Source organism: Brochothrix thermosphacta DSM 20171 = FSL F6-1036 (assembly GCF_036884295.1).
GTDB lineage: Bacteria > Bacillota > Bacilli > Lactobacillales > Listeriaceae > Brochothrix > Brochothrix thermosphacta.
On the sequence record NZ_CP145608.1, the window covers coordinates 294967 to 310117 of the forward strand.

Annotated in this window: 27 protein-coding genes and 1 tRNA gene; all 28 read left to right on the forward strand. The window is 37.4% G+C overall.

Features of this window, described 5'->3' with window-relative positions; all coding sequences use genetic code 11:
* The 28 genes from V6S17_RS01495 to V6S17_RS01630 all read left to right on the forward strand — a co-directional run bounded on the left by V6S17_RS01495 (window position 1) and on the right by V6S17_RS01630 (window position 15148).
* Window positions 1-801 (forward strand): conserved phage C-terminal domain-containing protein, encoded by an 801-nt coding sequence (locus tag V6S17_RS01495; protein WP_029090797.1) that lies wholly within the window; start codon window positions 1-3, stop codon window positions 799-801.
* Window positions 728-1504: an ATP-binding protein gene (locus tag V6S17_RS01500; protein WP_029090796.1), complete on the forward strand. Its 777-nt coding sequence runs from the start codon at window positions 728-730 to the stop codon at window positions 1502-1504. Before V6S17_RS01495 ends, V6S17_RS01500 begins: the two co-directional genes overlap by 74 nt.
* A 21-nt stretch (window positions 1505-1525) precedes the next feature.
* The gene (locus V6S17_RS01505; protein WP_029090795.1) at window positions 1526-1732 is read left to right on the forward strand and encodes a hypothetical protein; all 207 of its coding nucleotides are present in this window, start codon (window positions 1526-1528) and stop codon (window positions 1730-1732) included.
* The gene (locus V6S17_RS01510) at window positions 1729-1905 is read left to right on the forward strand and encodes a hypothetical protein (protein WP_154657728.1); all 177 of its coding nucleotides are present in this window, start codon (window positions 1729-1731) and stop codon (window positions 1903-1905) included. Before V6S17_RS01505 ends, V6S17_RS01510 begins: the two co-directional genes overlap by 4 nt.
* Before the next feature lie 150 nt (window positions 1906-2055).
* On the forward strand, window positions 2056-2238 hold the full coding sequence (locus tag V6S17_RS01515; protein WP_029090794.1) for a hypothetical protein: 183 nt from the start codon (window positions 2056-2058) through the stop codon (window positions 2236-2238).
* Window positions 2235-2678, forward strand: coding sequence for a YopX family protein (locus tag V6S17_RS01520; RefSeq protein ID WP_029090793.1), 444 nt, complete (start codon window positions 2235-2237; stop codon window positions 2676-2678). The genes V6S17_RS01515 and V6S17_RS01520 overlap by 4 nt, the downstream gene beginning before the upstream one ends.
* Window positions 2679-3158 carry a single-stranded DNA-binding protein gene (locus V6S17_RS01525; RefSeq protein ID WP_029090792.1) on the forward strand — a complete coding sequence of 160 codons (480 nt, stop codon included), beginning with the start codon at window positions 2679-2681 and terminating at the stop codon, window positions 3156-3158.
* A gap of 1 nt (window position 3159) precedes the next feature.
* Window positions 3160-3366, forward strand: a complete 207-nt coding sequence (locus tag V6S17_RS01530) for a hypothetical protein (RefSeq protein WP_029090791.1) — start codon at window positions 3160-3162, stop codon at window positions 3364-3366.
* Window positions 3367-3375: 9 nt separating this feature from the next.
* Window positions 3376-3789: a RusA family crossover junction endodeoxyribonuclease gene (locus V6S17_RS01535; RefSeq protein WP_029090790.1), complete on the forward strand. Its 414-nt coding sequence runs from the start codon at window positions 3376-3378 to the stop codon at window positions 3787-3789.
* A gap of 30 nt (window positions 3790-3819) precedes the next feature.
* Window positions 3820-4032, forward strand: a complete 213-nt coding sequence (locus tag V6S17_RS01540) for a hypothetical protein (protein WP_211250319.1) — start codon at window positions 3820-3822, stop codon at window positions 4030-4032.
* Entirely contained in the window at window positions 4001-4669 is a 669-nt protein-coding gene (locus tag V6S17_RS01545; protein WP_029090788.1) for a putative HNHc nuclease, read from the forward strand. The genes V6S17_RS01540 and V6S17_RS01545 overlap by 32 nt, the downstream gene beginning before the upstream one ends.
* Before the next feature lie 11 nt (window positions 4670-4680).
* On the forward strand, window positions 4681-5166 hold the full coding sequence (locus V6S17_RS01550; protein WP_029090787.1) for a hypothetical protein: 486 nt from the start codon (window positions 4681-4683) through the stop codon (window positions 5164-5166).
* On the forward strand, window positions 5163-6086 hold the full coding sequence (locus V6S17_RS01555; RefSeq protein ID WP_029090786.1) for a nucleotide modification associated domain-containing protein: 924 nt from the start codon (window positions 5163-5165) through the stop codon (window positions 6084-6086). Before V6S17_RS01550 ends, V6S17_RS01555 begins: the two co-directional genes overlap by 4 nt.
* A gap of 184 nt (window positions 6087-6270) precedes the next feature.
* Window positions 6271-6759, forward strand: coding sequence for an ArpU family phage packaging/lysis transcriptional regulator (locus tag V6S17_RS01560; protein WP_029090784.1), 489 nt, complete (start codon window positions 6271-6273; stop codon window positions 6757-6759).
* Between the two features lie 430 nt (window positions 6760-7189).
* Window positions 7190-7261 (forward strand) — tRNA-Trp (locus V6S17_RS01565).
* Between the two features lie 26 nt (window positions 7262-7287).
* Window positions 7288-7551 carry a DUF6275 family protein gene (locus V6S17_RS01570; protein ID WP_029090783.1) on the forward strand — a complete coding sequence of 88 codons (264 nt, stop codon included), beginning with the start codon at window positions 7288-7290 and terminating at the stop codon, window positions 7549-7551.
* Window positions 7552-7606: 55 nt separating this feature from the next.
* Window positions 7607-7876, forward strand: coding sequence for a hypothetical protein (locus V6S17_RS01575; RefSeq protein WP_029090782.1), 270 nt, complete (start codon window positions 7607-7609; stop codon window positions 7874-7876).
* Between the two features lie 29 nt (window positions 7877-7905).
* Window positions 7906-8358 (forward strand): terminase small subunit, encoded by a 453-nt coding sequence (locus tag V6S17_RS01580; RefSeq protein WP_029090781.1) that lies wholly within the window; start codon window positions 7906-7908, stop codon window positions 8356-8358.
* A complete protein-coding gene (locus V6S17_RS01585; RefSeq protein ID WP_211250325.1) occupies window positions 8348-9628 on the forward strand; it encodes a PBSX family phage terminase large subunit in 1281 nt (426 codons plus the stop codon). The genes V6S17_RS01580 and V6S17_RS01585 overlap by 11 nt, the downstream gene beginning before the upstream one ends.
* Window positions 9629-10996, forward strand: coding sequence for a phage portal protein (locus V6S17_RS01590; protein WP_029090779.1), 1368 nt, complete (start codon window positions 9629-9631; stop codon window positions 10994-10996). It begins immediately after the preceding gene.
* On the forward strand, window positions 10996-12021 hold the full coding sequence (locus tag V6S17_RS01595) for a minor capsid protein (RefSeq protein ID WP_029090778.1): 1026 nt from the start codon (window positions 10996-10998) through the stop codon (window positions 12019-12021). Before V6S17_RS01590 ends, V6S17_RS01595 begins: the two co-directional genes overlap by 1 nt.
* Window positions 12022-12023: 2 nt before the next feature.
* Window positions 12024-12236, forward strand: a complete 213-nt coding sequence (locus V6S17_RS01600; protein ID WP_036026830.1) for a hypothetical protein — start codon at window positions 12024-12026, stop codon at window positions 12234-12236.
* Between the two features lie 88 nt (window positions 12237-12324).
* Entirely contained in the window at window positions 12325-13026 is a 702-nt protein-coding gene (locus tag V6S17_RS01605; protein WP_029090777.1) for a capsid assembly scaffolding protein Gp46 family protein, read from the forward strand.
* A gap of 1 nt (window position 13027) precedes the next feature.
* Window positions 13028-13840, forward strand: a complete 813-nt coding sequence (locus tag V6S17_RS01610) for a N4-gp56 family major capsid protein (RefSeq protein WP_211250318.1) — start codon at window positions 13028-13030, stop codon at window positions 13838-13840.
* 20 nt (window positions 13841-13860) lie between these two features.
* Window positions 13861-14106, forward strand: a complete 246-nt coding sequence (locus V6S17_RS01615; protein ID WP_029090775.1) for an Ig-like domain-containing protein — start codon at window positions 13861-13863, stop codon at window positions 14104-14106.
* 4 nt (window positions 14107-14110) lie between these two features.
* Complete coding sequence (locus tag V6S17_RS01620; RefSeq protein ID WP_029090774.1) at window positions 14111-14458, forward strand: phage head-tail connector protein; 348 nt, start codon at window positions 14111-14113, stop codon at window positions 14456-14458.
* A complete protein-coding gene (locus tag V6S17_RS01625) occupies window positions 14455-14769 on the forward strand; it encodes a hypothetical protein (RefSeq protein ID WP_029090773.1) in 315 nt (104 codons plus the stop codon). The genes V6S17_RS01620 and V6S17_RS01625 overlap by 4 nt, the downstream gene beginning before the upstream one ends.
* A complete protein-coding gene (locus tag V6S17_RS01630) occupies window positions 14762-15148 on the forward strand; it encodes an HK97-gp10 family putative phage morphogenesis protein (protein ID WP_029090772.1) in 387 nt (128 codons plus the stop codon). The genes V6S17_RS01625 and V6S17_RS01630 overlap by 8 nt, the downstream gene beginning before the upstream one ends.
* Window positions 15149-15151 lie beyond the last annotated feature (3 nt).

The window sequence follows — 15151 nt, forward strand, 5'->3', positions numbered from 1 at the left end:
TTGGCACAACGAAGAATGTTTAGCAAAGATATTACAACAAGCGACATTTTTGTAGACATGCCGATGTCTAGTCAACTTTTATATTTCCATTTGGGAATGGAGGCTGACGATGAGGGGTTCATCGGAAACGCAAAAATGTTAAGTAGGGCTTACGGATCAAATAATGATGATTTAACACTGTTAAAAGCTAAGGGTTTTATCATCATGTTTGATAGTGGAGTTAGCGTTGTTAAAGATTGGAACTTAAACAACAGAATACGAAAAGACAGAATAAAAGAGACGATTTATCGCTCTGAAAAAAGTCTGTTAACCGTTGATTCTCTAGGCGTTTACCAAGTTGGCAACCAAATGACAACCAGTTGTCAACCAATTGACAACCAAATGTCCGCACAGTATAGGTTAGGTAAGGTTAGGTTAGTAGAGGTTAGTAAAGATATTGTTCCGCAAAGCGAAACTGTTTCTCCTTATAAAATAATAATTGATTATCTAAACGATAAAACAGATAAAAAATTTAGAGCTAGTGCCGATAAAACAAAAAGATTTATAGATGCTAGATTGAAAGATGGTTTCACCGTAGATGACTTTAAAAAAGTTATTGATAACAAATGCTTTGAGTGGATGATTCCAGGTAAACAAATTAACGGAACGCCAGCAAGCAACTATTTAAGACCTGAAACCTTGTTCGGGACTAAGTTTGAATCTTATCTAAATCAAGGAGGTGGAGAAAGTGCAATCTATTCAGAAGATGTCAACAAATTCAGCAATGCGCCAGTTACAGACGATGACACACTCCCTTTCTGATGAAGAACTAGCAGAAGTGAGAGCGCAAGTTGAACGTGAGAACAATCAATTCCGTATCAGAGCAATTGAAGCTGAGAACAAAAAGAAACAAGAAGCTATTTTCAAAGGCAGCTATATCAGTGAACGATTGAAAGAAGCAACTTTTGATAATTATGTCTCAGAGAACAAAGCACAAGAAAAAATCAGATTAACGTGTAAGCGATATGTTGAGATATTCGACAAAAAAAAACCGATGAACCTTTTTTTAACAGGAAACTATGGCACAGGTAAAAGTCATTTAGCCGCAGCGATACATCAAGAGTTATCCAGTAAAAAGAAAATGAACAATGAAACGCTTGTTGATCAATACGAATACAAGTCATTGTTTATTAACTTACCCGACTTAGTAGACGAGCTTACATCGGGTTACGCAGATAACTCACGTAGAGAAAAGTTTGAAAGTATTAAAAATGTGGACCTATTAATCATTGATGATTTTGGTGCAGAAAAGAAAGACAACGAACGCGGCTCAATTAGTAGCGACTTGTTGATGATATTTAAAAATAGGGATGAATCAAAGCACACAGTGATAACGACTAACTTAAAGCCAAAAGAGATTTTGCAACGTTATGGCAAACGTTTGGCTGAGGTTGTGCTTAATGACCGAGTAACGACGACACTCGTTTTCGATTGGGAGAGCGAACGTAATATAAATACATGGTAAAACACGCACAGGAGGCTTTGTATGGCATTTAACTACATTGGTGGGGCAATTGCCCCTCATGCGACTATTAACTGGTTAGAGAAAGGCGTAGCGAAGTTTAAAACAGTTTGTTATGACGAACAAGAAGTTTACGAGGCAACAAAAGCATTTGTTAATCAAGAAAGTAGCATGAACGCTTTAGCAGATGACTTCGATGTTGAACGTTATGAAAAGGAGAGTGCGGAATGATTCTTTGTAAATTTTGTTATACGGATATCACTAAAGAAGAGGGTTATGTAAGTTGTTATGCTCAAAGAGAGTTAATTACGCAGTCTGCTTCTGAAGAGTCTGTAGTAACTGACAAAGATGTAGAAATATTTAGCAAATACGCAAAAGTAGAGGTGACGGACGATGGACATTGAAATATTCGATAGTTTAAATCAACAAGGGAAGCTAAACGTATGTAGAGACCTTAATTCATTCGTTACTTATAACGGTATTTCTAAAGATACTATCATCCACATATTCAAATGGCTTTACAGTGTATCAGTTGAAGAAACCGAGGTGACGGAATGAAATTTATAAAAGTTGTAGGTACGCCACCTATTTACATTGCAGTTGATAAAATAACCGTTGTTTACCATAGCAAAAATTCGGGGCGCACACGTATTAAGTTTAATAGCAACGATAATTATGTACTTGTCTCAGAAACACCCGAACGAATAATGCAGATGATTAAGGATGTGACGGAATGAGGGAAATGTTTTTCAGGGCAATAAGTAAAAAAACAGGAGAATTTGTTTATGGTGTACCAGCGCCAAATAGTTTTGGAAAGTATATTTTTATGGTGTGTTTAACACTAGATGATACATGTGCTTATCCGATGTCAAAGTTGCCAGATTTCTGCGAAGAAATTATACCGGAAACATTAGGCGAGTATTCGGGGGTTCGCGATGGAACTGGAGAATTTATTTTTGAGGGTGATAGTGTTGAATTTTGTGACTTTGATTCGCTGAGAACAGGTGGCAATACAAGCGATAAAACTCGTAAGGCAAAGGTTGTATTTATACAGGGTGGCTACTTTGTTAAAGATGGCGATTATGAAGCATTGCTATATGATGCCTTGATTAACGACTCGGACTTAACAATCATCGGAAATATATATCAAAATAAAGATTTATTGGAGGACAAATAAATGAATAAAACAATGTTAACTGGAAGATTAGTCAAAGATGTTGATTTAAAATATACACAAGGTGGTTCAGCAATTGCAACTGCTACGGTGGCAGTTAAGCGGGGCTATAAAAATAAAGAGGGGGAGTATGAAAGTGACTTCCCAAGAATCAAAGCGTTTGGTAAAACAGCAGAGTTTTTCGCTAACTATTTCAAAAAAGGCGATGTGGTAGAAATTTGCGGCTCAATTCAAACTGGAAAATATGAAGATAGCGACGGTAAAACAATATATACAACTGATATTGTGGCTGATGGTTATGGCGGCGTTGGATTTGCGCTTAAACAGTCACATGATAACGCACAACAAACGCAACAACAAAATGGTAATCAGTATAACCAAAATAGCCAAAGTGGCTCACAGGGGCAAACAAGCAACTTTAGCAATCCGTTTGCTAGTGGCGGTCAATCATACAATATCGATGATAAAGACCTGCCTTTCTAATATGAGAGAAGCTAATAGATTAGCGGCAATCCAAAAAATAACTAAAGAAGTAGGCGTACCGACAAGTATTAGAGAGTATGCCTATGACAATGATAAGTTTAATTTTTGGGTAGGAAATCAAGAACTTTATGGAACGGTCTATCATGGCGAATTAAAGATTGAATGGAGCAAGACTGTTGGAGGACAAAAACAATTAACTTTATTTTAGGGGGTAAACATGAAACTAACTTTTGATATAGAACCAGTTGCCCAGGGGCGACCAAGATTTTCGTCCTTTGGTAAACATATGAGAGCGTATGATCCACCACCATCAGCAATGTTCAAAGGTCAATTGAAGCAGATGGTAATGCCTATGTTACCAACTGACTTCGTTCCGTATGACACAGCTATAAAAGTCGACATAGCTTTTTATAGACAGGATAAGAAACGGTTATCAAAATCTGAAAAAGAATTGAAAGAAAAAGGTAAATATCGACCAGTAACACGACCAGATGTTGATAATTATGCTAAAGGCGTATTAGATGCGTTGAGTGGGATTGTATACACAGACGATAATATCATCGTTGATTTGCATGTAAGTAAGCATTACTCAGATGAACCTAGAATCGAGTTTGAAATCGAGGTGATTTAGATGCGTTATATGTTGAGGAATAACAAGAAGATGGAATTTATTAAACAACTTGCTGATGCTCGCAAAAGAGGTCATAAAGTTATCAAGATAAAAACTGAAACTAAAACGCGCGGAAGTGCTGAAAGAGATGCTTATTCGTATAAACGATATAAAAAACATGAAACGAGCGTTGACCTTATCTATGTAGCATTAATAGAAATGAGTGATAAACATGCACAAACTAGCAAAAATACACAGGTTTAAGCACCATGAGGGGCAAACGCTAATCTACGCAACGATTGACGAGTTGGTATCAGAGGATAAGTTCAATCAATTCAGAAACGCAAACACAGGTTATTTAGAGGTTGATATTGATTTCAAGGATAATCGCAACATATCTGTTGAACAACGCAAAAAGATATATGCCTTGTTGAGAGATATAAGCAGATATAACGGTCATGGTGTTAGTCGTAATAAAGAAACTCTGAAAAACGATTACATCGCCGATAAAAGAATAGAACCTTTTAGCCTAAGCGATACATCAGTGTCCAATGCTAGGGAGTTTATAAGCTATCTGATAGAGTTGTGCTTTTTGTATGACATACCATTTAAAAACAAAGGTATACACATGACAGACGACATCAATCGTTATCTGTATTTATGTTTAAAGTTTCGTAAGTGTGCAATTACTGGCAGACCAGGAGAGGTGCATCACATCGACACGATAGGCGCAGGGCGTGATAGACGGCATGTAGATCATTCGCAACACAGACTTGTATGCCTAAGTAGGGAAATGCACATAAAAGCTCATACTATGGGGTGGGAAGAGTTCGCAGCATTACATCACATCGATGGTATAAGGTTGACAGCTGAACAGGTTAAGGAAATTAAATATAAATAAGGAGTGAGGTAATGACTTTATCAGAGGACAAAGCTAAAAAAACAGCCTTAATATTAAAAATAAATAATCTGATTGATAAACACAGACGCGAAAACAGACGTAAAGTTTTCGGAACAGAAGAAACTGTCGAGGTAGGTGTGAAACTTGCGTGCGGGTGTGATACTTGCTCGGAAATAGAAAAACTAGGCAACGAATTGAGCGAATTAAGAACGAGAAAAGAAGAAGATAGAATTGTGAAAAAGAGCTACACCTATACAGTTAGCAAAAAAGGTGAGAAAACAAAAATTTACAAAACGATAAAATCACTTTCTAAACATCTTGATTTTGAGATAGGTATGATTGAATCTCGATTCAGACGGTGCGTAAATAATGAAGTTGAAGTAAATGATTTTGTGATAAAAAGGAAAGTTATTGCAAAATCTTATAAATATAAGAAAAAGGCAAAGGAAAGTGATTTATTACGTTCTAGCATTTTAGAGAAGGAGGCATATTTATGATTTATGAAGGTAAGGAGTATAAAGAAGTAACAGATGGTAGTGCTGAAATTGGCGATTTAATTCATGTCACTAATACGAGTGGTGCAGAATGTGATGTTTGGTGTTTTTCGAATGATGATAATTTTGAAACACCTTGCGTAGGAGGTGCACTTCCGGGTAGCTATTATTGTTTAGATAATGAATTCGATGACTATAAACGCTACCGTTATCTTAAAGATGTTGAGGAAACACCTGTTAAGTTTAAATCAGGTGACCGTGTGAGATTAACAGAATTTGAACTAAATGGACAAATTAACTTCGGTAATTTTAATGGATATGTTGACGGGGAAAAATTTGACGGAGATTATAAAGTTAAATTCGATGATGGATCATTTGTATTTTTTCCACAATCATCGCTTGAATTAATCAAAAGTTATACGATAGGTCAATTAAAAGCTTGCGAGGATTTCAAAAAAATGATAGATGAATTAAAGGCTATAGGGCCGTTAAGGAATGACGTTGGAGTAACACCTACAAATGCTGTGCCCAAAAAAGTTTTGAAATCACCATTAAAAAAAGAACAAATAATCCCACTAACAAACCCTAAAAAAGAACACGAATTAATCAATCAAACATCAAAAAATATCAAACAAACCGACACGGTCAATTCACCATCGCTATCAGAAAACATCAATGATCTATTCGCAGAAATAAAAAACATAATCGTTTATAAAAACGAGAATTATGGCGATTCATTTTCTAAACAATATAAAAAATATGGCATTGTAAGTGTAGAGATGCGATTAAACGATAAATTTATGCGATTAGAGCAACTTGTAAAAGGTGAGAAGGACAAAGTAGGGGAGAGTATTGAAGATACGCTAAAAGACATTATAGGTTATGCAACATTAGCTTTGATTGAGTTGAAGGACAAGGGATGAGAGGTGTCGCGGTATTTACTTTCAAAGACATGTCACAAATAACACTGGACATAGAAGATACAGAGGGATGCTTGTTTGCATTAGGGGGTTTAACGATGATAGTTGTTAACGAAACAAGGAGCATCTCGTATAACACGTCAGATATAGCTCAAGTAGAAATTAACGATTGTGGGGAGGATGAGTGATGTTGGAACAAATTGAGTTGATAGATAAGATACAAGAATATAGAGATACTCAGCCAAGTGACTTGAATCTTAAATTGACGGAAGAAAGCATTGTATTGTTGATCACAGCATTTAATAAAGAGGTGCTAAAAGCAGGTGGTCGTATAGAACCTAAAGTGACACCCGGCTATTCTATTATGCCGCCTAGTTTCAGCAATGAATTTCACAGCTCAACCGAATCTGCTGCTTTAGATAACATTGAAAACTTTGAAATGGTAGATTACTTTTTCAATAAGATACAAATGGGGCAAGAAAGTATTGACTGTGTACTTAATTCAGATAGGAAGAGCAGACGGAAAAGAATATTTGCGATGCGATTTATACAGGGGATGGACAGACCGAGCATTATGGAAGAACTAGCAATTGAAACAACTGTCTATCATGAGGATATGGCAATGGCTATCACACAATTTGCTTGTGCTTTAGGTATCGAAGTTAAGAAAAGCTGAAAAACGGACTTTTTGCGGACTTTTAACGGAGTTATATGAATTTTTAACGTGATAAAATGGTATTAGGTAAGAATCTCGTAAGCGAGTGTTAGCGTAGCTGAAAGGAAAACGGTATATGCTTCACAGGGCTTGACTAGAGAGCGACACTCTAGCGAGATGTAGGTAGAATAGGCTCGGAAAAGCCACTACCGAAACACTGTTTGCAGCTGGCACGCTTAGTGCAATCCTTTGTGAGTATCGATTTAAAACAACAACTCTCGGCGATAGTGGCGGAACAGGTAGACGCATTAGAGTGGCATCGGCTAACACTGAATGCATGCAAGGTGCAAATCCTTGCCTATCGCATATCCCGACGTTCTGAAAATAGAACAAAATAATAAAACGTAGACGTACGTGTATGTGGCTATACGGGTCTTGCTACATGCTTTAATGAGATATAGCTCAATGGTAGAGCAACGGCTTCCAAACCCGTGTGTTACAGGTTCGAGTCCTGTTATCTCAGTAGAAAAAATAAAAGGAGTGATACAAATGGATAACGAACAGTTTGTAAATTACTGTAAAGAGTTAGTCTATAAATACACGAAAGAGAAGTTGGGTACAGGTATTGCTTTTACAAAAGATGATGTATATGTCGTTTGGTTGAGTAAGACATTGCAAAACAACAAAGCATTGCTAAGCACGAACGTGAGCGACGGTATGTATTACGAAGTTACTTACAACGGAGATAAACAAGAAGCTTACTTTGATGCATATAAGAAACAAGAAAACATTAAGTATGATTTAGCTAACTAGACATCCAATCGGGTGTCTTTTTTCATACATTAAATTAAGTAAAGGAGTGGTTGATATGAATAAAACAAGTTACATGCAGATTGATCTATTTGAGTTAGGTAAGCAATTAGAAGCAGGCAATGCAGAGAACTTGTTCATGGAAAGTGGCGACAGTTTAATTTGTTGTGCGGGTTGTAAAGTGTCTATTAATTCAATTGCAAATAATAAATGGTTTTTGCGTTGTGAACAAGAAGAGCGAAGTGAGGCTGTAAAAAACATTACAGTTACATTAGATTCAAAAGAACTTGGCGCTGTATGTGGTTATCGCCCAGAAGTGAGTGAATAACCTACAGCATTGAAAGGTGGTGATGGAAAGTGAGGAAACTTAGTCTTAAACAACAGATATTTGCTGATGAGTACATCATTACTGGTAATGCAACAAAGTCAGCTATCAAAGCAGGTTACAGTGAAAAGTATGCAAACACAAACGCAAGTAAATTACTACAAAATACTACAATCAAAGCATATATAGAAAAAAGGTTGGCAGAATTAAAAAAAGAGCGTACTTTGACAATGGAAGAAGCATTGGAGTTAACGAGTTCGATTGCAAGAGGTGAGCCGCAACGTTTCGTTACGCGTTCTAAAGACCCGAAAACAGGCGATGTGTTAGAGGAAGAAGTCAACGAGTTCTCGGCAGGCTTTAAAGAGCGTAATCAAGCATTGGAACACTTCTATAAAATTAATGCAGCGTTTATTGATAAGCAACAAGTGGAGTTATCGGAAGTTCCAACGTTTATAGATGATATCAGCGGTGATGATGATGGTTAAAAAGTTATCCGAGTTAATACCTAAGCCGTTCCATTCTGTTTGGAGTGCTACCTTAAGCGAACAGATATTAAACATCGTGTGCAAAGGTGGTCGTGGCTCAGGTAAGTCTTCAGATATAGCTCATGTTATTACGCAATTATTGATGCGTTACGCAGTTAATGCTGTAGGTATTCGTTACGTTGACAATACGCTTGAACAATCGCTGTATGAGCAAATGAAGTGGGCTATTGAACAGCAGGGCGTTACACACTTGTTTAAGTTCAATAAATCACCTTTAAGGATCACTTATATCCCTCGTGGGAATTATATGATATTCCGAGGTGCTCAGAACCCTGAACGTATTAAGTCACTTAAAGATAGTAAGTTTCCTTTTGCTATCGGTTGGATTGAAGAGTTAGCAGAGTTTAAAAATGAAGAAGAAGTCACGACTATTACCAACTCGCTTTTACGTGGGGAATTAGGTAATGGTCTTTTTTATAAGTTTTTTTACAGTTATAACCCTCCCAAAAGGAAACAATCATGGGTTAACAAGAAGTACGAGACTAGTTTTCAACCCGAAAATACATTCGTTCATCATTCAACGTACAAGGACAACCCTTTTATAGCTAAAGAGTTCTTGAAAGAGGTTGAAGCAGCAAGAGAACGCAATCCTAGACGTGCTGAGTGGGAGTATGACGGTAAAGCTATTGGTTCGGGTGTTGTACCATTCGATAATCTCAAAGTTGTTGCTGGGTCAATTACCGATGATATGACTGCTAATTTTGACAACGTAAGAAACGCAGTCGATTTTGGGTATGCAACTGACCCGCTCGCTTTTGTCCGTTGGCATTACGATAAGAAACATAATTGCATCTATGCGATTGACGAGTATTTTGGGCAAAAGATTAGTAATCGTCAGTTTGCTAAGTGGGCCCAATCGAAAGGTTATCAATCTGATGAAATATATGCAGATAGCGCAGAGCCTAAGTCGATTGCAGAGTTAAGGCAAGAACACAGTATGCCGAGAGTAATCGGTGTTAAGAAAGGCCCTGACAGCGTTGAATATGGTGAGGAGTGGCTAGATGATTTAGATGCCATTTATATTGATCCGATTAGAACACCTAACATTGCAAGAGAATTTGAAAACATCGACTATCAAACTGATAAAGATGGCAATCCTAAGCCACGCTTAGAAGATAAAGACAATCACACGATAGATGCAACGCGTTACGCTTTCTCAAGAGATATGTTGAGTGGTAACAAAATCAAACTATTTAAAGGAGGTTTATAAATGGAGTATATGAAAAAAGGTTTTGAGCCTTTTGAGTTTCCGAGAGATGAAGAAATTACAGGCGAAGTTATTCAAGAGTACATCGATAAGCATACGGCAGCATTACGAAGACTAAAAGTGCTTAACGATATGTACAAAGGTAATGCAGCTATATTCGAACGAGATAACAAGGCTTTACACAAGCCGGACAACCGAATTGATATTAACTTTCCAAAGTACATCACAGACACGTTTTGTGGTTTTTTTAACGGTATACCAGTTAAGAAAAAACATGAGGACGAAACTTTCTCAGAAGCTATTACTAAGTTTGATAACATGCAAGATATGCAAGATGAAGATGCAGAGTTAGCTAAGTTGGTGAGTATATTCGGTTATGCTTTTGAGTTGCTTTATCAAGATGAAAACACACAGACAAATGTTGTTTCGGTGTCTCCATTAGACATGTTTATTGTTTACGATGAATCGATTGCTAGTAAGCCTTTATTTGCTGTAAGATACGGCCTTAACAGTCGTACAGATGCTGTTGAAGGTGTTCTTTATACAGAAGAAGCATTCACACAGTTTAAAGCTGATGGAGATAACCTTGTTTTTGGAGAAACAAAAGAGAATATATATGATGGATTGCCGGTTATTGAATACATTTTCAACAAGGAGCGTATCGGCATCTTTGAAACAGTCAAATCAATGATAGATGCACATGACAAAGCATTGTCAGAAAAAACGAATGATGTTGATTATTTCAGTGATAGTTACTTGAAAATACTCGGTGCTGATTTAGATGATGAAACATTAGTAGCTATCAGAGATAACCGAATCATAAATTTACCTAATGCTCAAACAGGCGTTGTTGTTGAATTTTTGGATAAACCCGATTCTGATGCACAGACTGAAAACTTGTTAAATAGATTAAAGGAGCATATTTTCCAAATTGCAATGACAGCTAATATCAGTGATGAAAACTTTGGTAGTTCAAGTGGTGTTGCATTAGCTTATAAATTGCAACCAATGAACAACCTGGCTGCTGCTTTTGAACGTAAGTTTCAAGCGGGTATGAATAAACGCTACAAATTGTTCGCTTCATTACTTACTAACGTTCCCGATAAACTTTCCGATGCTTGGAGTGATATTGAATATAAATTCACTCGTAACATGCCTAAAAACATCCTAGAAGAAGCGCAAACAGCAGTTCAATTGGCAACTATCGCATCAAAAGAAACGGCGCTATCTGTATTATCCGTAGTGCCTGATGTTCGAGCTGAGATAGATCGCATGGATTCCGAGCGTAAAGACAGCATCAATCTTTTAGATTATCAGCAAGAAGTGCCTGAGAAAGAAACTGTTGAAATAGTCGAAAAGGAAGATAGCTAATGAAATCATCATCTTACTGGAAGAAACGTGAAGAAAAAGCGATTCAAGAACGTATTGATTTCGATACAGAAAAAGCTTTGAAGATTAAGCGTATGTTAGATCAAACGATGAAAGACATCGAACAAGATATTCTTGCAGATATGTCACGGTACAGTTTAGGAACAAGCACAGACTTTCCGGAAGTGATGCAACGTGTGAGTGATTTTGAAGTAAAAGAGTTCTCAAGCATAGCTAAACAGATGGTTAAAGATAAGGACTTCTCGAAACAGGCTAATTCGCTGCTTAAGGTCTACAACTTAAAAATGCGTATAAATAGACTAGAATACATTAAATCCAAGATAGGGCTTGCTACAGTGTCGTTAGGTGAGGATTTAATCAAATACTTTGATGAAGTGTTCACCGAAGCAGTAATAAACGAGTTTAAGCGTGATGCTGGTATATTGAATAACGCTACAGGAAGCTCTGTAAGTTATCTAAAACAAGCAAGGCGTATAGTTGACGATTCATCATTCGTTAATGCTTATAGCCGCAACGTGTGGTCAAATACACAACTATTACAGCTTGATATAGAAAAACTACTCTTTAAACATTTAGCGACTGGATCACATAGCAGAATTTTAGCAGCAGATTTAAGAAAATCTTTCGATGTATCTAAATATCAGGCAGAGCGTTTAATGCGGACAGAAGTCGCAAACGCTCAAATTAACGCGCAAAAAGACAGCTATAGTACAAATGAAATTGATATGTATGAGTTCATAGCAGAGCCAAGCGCGTGTAAGTTGTGCAAGCCGCTTGACGGTAAAAAGTTCAAGGTAAAAGACATGGAAAAGGGAAAGAACGCTCCTGTCATGCATCCTAATTGCAGATGTTCAACAGCACCTTATGTTGATGATAAAGCCTTCTATGACGACTTATTGAACAGAGGTGTCATAAACGAACAAGAGTACAAAGAGGCATTCGAAACAACTAAAGCGGCAAATGATGCCTTTGACGAATTGCTCAATAAAAGAAAAGGGAGAAGATAACAATGAATCTTGTGAAAATCGATAAAGGTCTTCATGTAAATGGAACAAGAATCGAACATTTTTCCGATGTTAATATTGCTTCTAATATGGATGGGCTTACTAAGTTCACAATATCTTTTTATGGAACTCTGGATGGCGTAGATAATATAGAGCCATCATTGGAATTTAAATCATCAAAAAATGGTATAGGTATGAGCAAAACGAACGAGGGTTAATTACTAACGTCCGTTTCCGTTTGTTGTGGACGTTAAATAAAACACGAGTAGTCTCCCAAGACGTTAAATGCGAGTGGAGGTAATCGTTATGGAACAAGATAATTTATTAAAGTTAAACATTCAATACTTTGCCGAAGAAGGTGACGGAGGTAGTCAAGGTGGTTCTGATCAGACCAATGGCGATGAAACTGGAACAGGCGAAGACGGAGCAACTAACGGTGCAACTGATGATAAAGGCTCTGATACAGGAACTGATGATAACACAGCTAAAGTATTAGAAAAGTTAAAAGCGCGCATCGGTAAAGAACAAGCAGAAAAAAATGAGACTAAAACGCAGTTAGAACAAGCAATGGCTCGAATTCAAGAGCTTGAACAAGGTAAGAAAGGCGTTAAAGAAAAGTCTGCAGAAGAAAAATTAGCAGAAGCACAACAACAGAAAGATGATGAAATTGCATCACTTCAAAAGCAAATTAAACTTTCTTCTATGACACAAGAAGCTGACGAAGTTTTAAAAGAGGGCGGTTTAGTTGTGCCTAAGGACGTTTTAAAATTGATTGTTAGCGATGATGAAACAAAGACATTCGATAATGTCAAAACGTTCTTAACATTCTTAGAATCTCAGCAACAAGCTTGGGAAACAAAACGTAACACTGGTACAACACCTAAGAAAACAGGTGGAACACAAGGAACAGTAACAACAGAGCAGTTCAATGCTATGAGCTATCTCGAAAAGGCCAAGTTAGCATCTGAACAGCCTGAAAACTTCAAAAAAATAACAGGAGGTCATTAATATGACAACGAAATTAGTAGATTTAGTAAATCCAGAGGTTATGGCACCAATCGTATCTTACGAGTTAAAAAACGCTTTGCGATTCACGCCATTAGCACAAGTAGACAACACTTTAACTGGTACGCCAGGTGATAAATTGACTTTTCCAGCCTTTACTTATATTGGCGATGCTACGGATATCGCAGAAGGCGAAGCGATTCCATTGGATAAAATCGGAACGACTACAAAAGAAGTCAAAGTAAAAAAAGCGGCAAAAGGTACAGAAATTACAGATGAAGCAGCATTGAGCGGATATGGAGACCCTGTCGGTGAATCCAATAAGCAACTAGGTTTGTCATTAGCTAACAAAGTAGATAATGACCTTTTAACAGCAGCAAAAGAAACGACTCAAAAAGCAACAATTGAAGCGACGGTTGAGGGATTATCTACAGCACTAGACGTGTTTAACGATGAAGATGGACAAGGATATGTTTTGATTGTAAGTCCCTTAGATGCTAGTAAATTACGTTTATCAGCAGGAAAAGAGTGGTTAAATGGTACAGAGTTAGGCGCTGAACGATTAATTTCAGGTTCTTACGGTTCGCTATTAGGTGCTGAGGTTGTTCGTTCTCGTAAATTAGCAGAAGGTGAAGCTCTGTTATTCAAAGTCGTTGCTAATCAACCTGCGCTTAAATTAGTTAGCAAACGAGCTGTGCAAGTAGAAACTGATCGTGATATTACACGTAAAGTTACTATCATTACAGCTGACAATCACTATGCAGCTTATTTATACGATGAAACTAAAGTAATTGACTTAACGATCGCAAAAAAGTAGTTGACCCACAAGGAATCACACTGGACAAAACAGAATTAACTTTGGAAGTGGGACAAAGCGACACGCTAACAGCAACTGTTGTGCCTGAAAACGCAGAGGATAAAACAGTTACGTTTACATCTGGCAACGACAAGGTTGCGACAGTTACACCTAAGCAAGGCAAAGTGACAGCTGTTGCTAAAGGGGCTACCGAAATCGAGGGTGTCACAGCTAATGGCATTGTGGTTAAATTGCCTGTCACTGTGACAGAGCCGGCAGGAGGTTAAACCTATGTCAGTGTTAGAAGACGTTAAAAAGATGTTAGGCGGCAATGTAGACGAACAGTTGGAAGTTATTAACCGAAGAACAACCGAGCGAGTAGTTAGCTTGATTGGGCTTGAGGATGACAATAAAAAATATGTTGAGATTGTCGCAGCTGTAGATACTATCATTTACGAAGTATCTCTCAAACGTTTTAACCGCATTGGTAATGAGGGTATGCAGTCCTATTCACAAGAGGGGCTGTCTATCTCATTTCCCGATTCTGATTTTGATGAATACCAAGACGAGTTGAGTCGGTGGCGTAAGAAAATATCTGATGAGACAGATGGTAAATTCGGGAGGGTGTCTTTCGTATGAGATATAACGATGAAGTGACCTTCGTTAAAAAAGGTAAACAACAGTATGATCCTGATAAAGGCGAGTGGAGTGATGGTGCTAAAACTGAAACAGTTGCTAATGTCAATGTCACTGATATAGGCACTGATAGAAGTTTAGTCATTTTTGGGAATATTAGACAAGGGGCTAAAGTCATTAGGACTTTGCCTCTTTTTGATGTTCCAGAGTTCGATTATATCGTTATCGAAGGATTGTCATATCAGCAAGTAACACTTAGAAGCCCTTTGTTCAGAAACAGCATCATCTTAGAAGAGGTGACAGTAGATGAGTAGAGCTTTTAAGATAACAGGGACTAAAGAGCTGCAAAAGGCGTTGAGAGCTAAAACGAGTTTGCAAGACGTTAAAAATGTTGTTAAAAAGCATACGGTAGGATTAGAAGCTGGTATGAAAAGAGAATCGCAAAATGTATTGACTGGTCATTATGAGGGCGGTAAATTTGTCAAGCCCACAGGGCAAACCAAACGAAGCATAACAAGTAACTTTTCAGAAAATGGGATGACTGGCAGAGTCGGACCAACTACAGACTATTCTGAGTACCTATTTTATGGAACACGATTTATGGCTAAACGTGATTTCATGAGCAAGCCTTATAAACGACAAAAAACTATTTTCATTAAAGACTTATCAGCCTTGCTTAAGAAAGTGAAGTGATTG